Genomic DNA, 4798 nt, shown 5'->3' on the forward strand with positions numbered 1-4798 from the left:
CTATTGCACCCGTCAAAGTTAACCTTGGTTTTTTCTCGTTCAATACTCCCACCCCCAATAAATAGATTAATTTAAGTGTAACACTCAAACTGTTTTATTTGGGATATATTATCCATTTGTTTTTCAACTAACATTCCCAAGTATAATATCTTCAACAAAAATAGCGATAATCCTACTTGGATCATCGCTCCCGTTTGTTTAGTTGCTTCAATAACTGTTTGATTAGAAAAGACGCCTTTATAATTAAAGAATGCACCGTTTGCTGAAGATTCTTGCCTAAGGCATACTGGATGTATACATTAAAGTTTATTCTTGATTGATTGCACTTTCATCGATATAAGCAACTTCCCATAAATGACCGTCTAAATCCTGAAATCCCTTTATATACATAAACCCATGATCTTGAGGCTCACTAAAAGATTTACCACCAGATGACAATGCCTTATTTACTATTTCATCCACTTGATCCCTGCTTTCAGCTGAAAAGCTGAGAATTGCTTCGGCAGAAATAGTAGTGTCCACAATTTCTTTCTTACTAAATCCTTTGAAACGTTCCTCAATCATTATCATAGCAAAGATATTCTCACTGATGACCATACAAGATGTGGTCTCATCGTAGAATTGTGGATTGAACTCAAAACCAAGTTCCTTGAAAAAATTGGTGGACTTGTTCACGTCTTTTACTGATAAATTGATAAAGATATTTTTGGATGTGAATGCCATTCTATTACCTCCTGTGAAAATTACTGGCGAGAAAGCCATGTTATTTAAGTTTTTCATTGAATGTTGCTAAATATTCTACTTTTCTTTTATTACTTTATTCATTAAATTGCCTATTACATAAAGAGTAAGTGTATTTCTTATCCAGAAATTGAACCCGTTGTATAAGTATAATAGCTCACTGTCCCCCAGTTTCCCTCACAAATCCATCCCACATAAAAATCACAGGCTTCATACCTGTGATTTTCATTTATATATGTTAATATTTCAACCCATGTCCAAGTTTATAAACATTGCCGTCACTGTCTTTATAAGCATAAGTCATTCCTGCTGGCATGTATTTGTCTTTATCATAGCCCGGTACATCATTAGGAGATACGCAATCTCCATTTTGGTACACTGCAATGACTTCTTCACTTGCCGGTAAGGTAATTGGTAAAACACCAGATGGTTTGTGATTTCCAGCAATTACTTCAAGCTGTGCATTGTGGAATGTATCGTATCCCGCAATCAATGCGTCGGCCATTGGTTCTACATTTCCTAAAATCCATGGCAGGATAATATTCACACTCATCACGACTTTACCACCGCGGCTATGGATACTATCAGCGACTTCTTTTAAATGATCCATTCCACTTAAAGTAGTCTCCTGATACAATGTACCATCAATCGCTGAGTTTACTTTATCCTCACATAATTCAAGCTCTAATAAACCCGGTGTTGCATTGAAGTAAGATCCTGATTTTGGATGTAAGAACAGAATCGCTGTATCGGCTTCTTCATAGTTGTCTGTTAACGTAAATAGTCCGAGTTCTTTTGCTTCATTTCTTGCTTTTTCTGTAAAAGCAGTCGCTCTTTCCTGTTCTTTATGGAAAACTTCAATATAGACCTTTTTCCCATCTAGCTTGTCCGCTGTAAGTGGCAAGGTTTCATTTGAATTTTTCAGTACGGTTACTGATTTTTTATGTGCTTCATATGCAGCTTCCCAATGCGACTTTGTGCTAACAACCTCAGTTGCTTTTGCTGGATCATTGTACGTGCGCTCATCAAATAGACCTAGCGAGAACATTTCTGTTAAGAGACGTACATTTGATTCATCTAGTCGTTTTTCAGTGATCCATCCTTTGCTAACTGCCAATTTTAGATTTTCGATATCATTCGTATCGGCAACCAAATCAGTACCAGCATTAATCGCTTTCGCAAAGCGTTCCGCTTCACTGCTCTTTTCCATACCCCAGCTCATGTTATTTACAATCCCACTATCACTATTCACATAGCCTTTAAAACCAAGTTTTCCTCGAAGGATATGGTCAATGAAATAACGATTAAACGTAAATCCAACCTCTTCGAATGGGATTTCCTCCCCTTCAAATTCCTGAACCACACTCTTCTTAATGCTTGGAATTGAGTAATAGGGCATGATGGAAGATGTTCCATGTTCTGCTGCTGCTTTAAATGGTGGTAGATGGTATTTTTCTAAGCTACCTGGAGTTGGGTATAGATTCCATTTTCCCTCTTCATAGTGAGGGTCAAAGCCATTTTCTCTCGCTCCCCCACCTGGGAAATGCTTCGTTGTCATCGCAATACTATCAGTTCCTATGGTTTCCCCTTGGAATTCGTCAAGGATACGACCAATCACATCGGCAATAAACTCTGGATCTTCTCCAAACGTTCCATACGTACGTTGCCATCTCGGGTCTGTCACCACATCTGCCATATACATATACCCTTTTCTTAAACCAGTAGCATTCCATTCTTTACGAGCAATGCTTGCAAATTCACTAATAAGGGAAGCATCCCCGCCATTTTGGATATCTCCTTTTGCCGCTGCTGCTAGTCCCAATGTTCCTGGCCATGTAGAGAAGATACCAATTGCATCATTCATGCCGAACACTGCTTCCCCATTTTCATTTCTGGAGTTTGATGCAACGATAACAGGAATCCCCAAGCGTGTTCCCTCAGCTACTTCATTCATCGTGTTCACCCATTCCGCCATTTCAGCAGGAGTGAAGTTATCTCTTAAAATAAAATGTCTTAGTTTCCTGTTAGCAATCGTATGAGTGGTTCCGTATACTTTGCTAGTAGCGAAGATTGTTTCTCCTTTTTCTACAATACTTTCATCTAGAATGCCTTCATGGCTTGTCTTGCTCTTATCTTCTTGGGCAAGTCCCATTTTTCTTGAATTAATCAGCATCATCCCGATTTTTTCATCGATGTTCATCAAGGAAACAAGGTTTTCCGCACGTTCTTTCGGGCTTAAACGCCAATCTTCATAAGGATCTAGCTTGCCATTATTATTTAAATCTTTAAATTTTAAACCGTCTTGTTCAATGAGTTTCTTCGTTCTAACTTGTAACTCGGGTTGTTTTTGCATGTCATTTCCTCCTCATAGGTTTTTAAACAATTGGTTTTATGCATCAAGTTTCAATACAGGACCATCACTTGCCTCAACATCACCAGTTTTCATTGGTTTCACTTCTAAATATGCTTCTGTATTGGTAATAACGACAGGAGATTTAAGATCATATCCAGCTGCTTTTATCTTGTCTATATCAAATTCAATGAGTAAATCGCCTTTTTTCACTTGATCCCATTGCTTTACATGGGAAGTAAAATATTTCCCCTTCAATTCAATCGTATTATGACCAATAGAAATTAAGATTTCAGCCCCATCATTCGATGTAAGTCCAATCGCATGGTTACTCGGGAATAATGTCGTTACAACTCCGTCCACTGGAGAAATGATAGTCCCTTTCGTTGGTTCAATTGCGATTCCTTTTCCTACGATTTCTTTTGAAAAAAGGGGATCCTCAATTTTATTCAATGAAACGATATGTCCAGTTAATGGACTTGCAATCATTTCTTTTTTTACATTACCAAATCCAAATTCTTTATTTGTCTTGTTCGCAACCCTTACATCGTTCTTCCCTTCATATCCAAATACAAGAGTTAGCACCATTGCTAGTAGTAAAGATGTAAACACACCGATTGCAAATATTCCGATTGGCGAAAATACAGGAATGGACAAGAAACTTGGAAGTGCAAAGGCCGTTGCTGAAACTCCTAGTGCTCCATTGATTGCCCCACCAACTGCTCCAGCTATCCCAACGTATACCATTGTTCGCTTATAGCGGACGAGTAAACCATATGTGATGATTTCGGTTGTCCCTGCTAATGCACTTGGCAGAAGCCCTGATCCAGCAAGTGTTTTTAATTGTTTATCTTTCGTTTTAAAGAATACGCCAAGCCCCATACCGATTTGAGCGAATGGTGCCGCGGCTGCTATCGCAATAATTGGATCAAGCCCCGATGCACCTAGATTTGCAATAGCGATTGGAATCACAGCCCAGTGAAGCCCTAAGATCGTAAGGAAAGACCAAGCCGCTCCCAATACCGCTCCTGTAACTAATCCACTTCTATCACTTAAAAACTGAATAACAAATGCTAAGCCCTGTCCAACATACGTCCCAAATGGACCAAAAATGAGAATGGTTAATGGCACGATAATGATTAAGGAAATCATTGGATTGATAAACATCTGCAAGTCTTTATAAATTACTTTCTTTAGAAACTTATCTAATAAAGCATAAATAGATGCAGCGATTAATATAGGAAACACGGTGGATGAATAACTTGCCAGTATTACCGGAATCCCTAAGAACGAAACATCCTGTGCTTGAGCCGTAACTAATTCCATATAATGTGGTTCTAATAAAGCGGCTCCAATTGCGGCCCCAACAAATCCATTGGCCCCCAGCTTGTTTGCCATCGTATATCCGAGGAAAACAGGGAAAAAGTAAAATACGGCATGTCCAGCGGAAGATAGAATCGCATAGGTACCGCTTTCAGCAGACAGCCAGCCTAATGATTTTAATATAGATAATAAAGCCGTAATCAAGCCCGAACCGGCAAGTACTCCTAAAATGGGTGCAAAGCTTCCACTAATTGCCCCTAATATTTTATTAAAGAATGTTTCCTTTTTATCTCCACTTGTATCATTGTTTTTCATGATCATGTCCTCCTTGTTGTATGTTCTTAGCTGTAAATGAAAAATTATTTTTATCTAATAGGAATAAAG

At 38.5% G+C, this 4798-nt stretch carries 3 protein-coding genes; all 3 read right to left on the bottom strand.

The features are described 5' to 3' along the window. Window positions 1-306 precede the first annotated feature (306 nt). Window positions 307-723: a VOC family protein gene (locus V7147_RS04125; protein ID WP_335366598.1), complete on the bottom strand. Its 417-nt coding sequence runs from the start codon at window positions 721-723 to the stop codon at window positions 307-309. 256 nt (window positions 724-979) lie between these two features. Beyond that, on the bottom strand, window positions 980-3094 hold the full coding sequence (locus V7147_RS04130) for a glycoside hydrolase family 3 protein (protein ID WP_335366599.1): 2115 nt from the start codon (window positions 3092-3094) through the stop codon (window positions 980-982). Window positions 3095-3130: 36 nt separating this feature from the next. Then, entirely contained in the window at window positions 3131-4729 is a 1599-nt protein-coding gene (locus V7147_RS04135) for a glucose PTS transporter subunit IIA (RefSeq protein WP_335366600.1), read from the bottom strand. Between the last annotated feature and the right edge of the window lie 69 nt (window positions 4730-4798).

Origin of the sequence: Bacillus sp. JJ1521, from assembly GCF_036965165.1 — a bacterium.
Taxonomy (GTDB): domain Bacteria; phylum Bacillota; class Bacilli; order Bacillales; family Bacillaceae_L; genus Ferdinandcohnia.

Coding starts and splice junctions, on each gene's coding strand:
- V7147_RS04125 (WP_335366598.1), bottom strand. CDS start 723: ATGGCATTCACATCCAAAAATATCTTTATCAATTTATCAGTAAAAGAC.
- V7147_RS04130 (WP_335366599.1), bottom strand. CDS start 3,094: ATGCAAAAACAACCCGAGTTACAAGTTAGAACGAAGAAACTCATTGAA.
- V7147_RS04135 (WP_335366600.1), bottom strand. CDS start 4,729: ATGAAAAACAATGATACAAGTGGAGATAAAAAGGAAACATTCTTTAAT.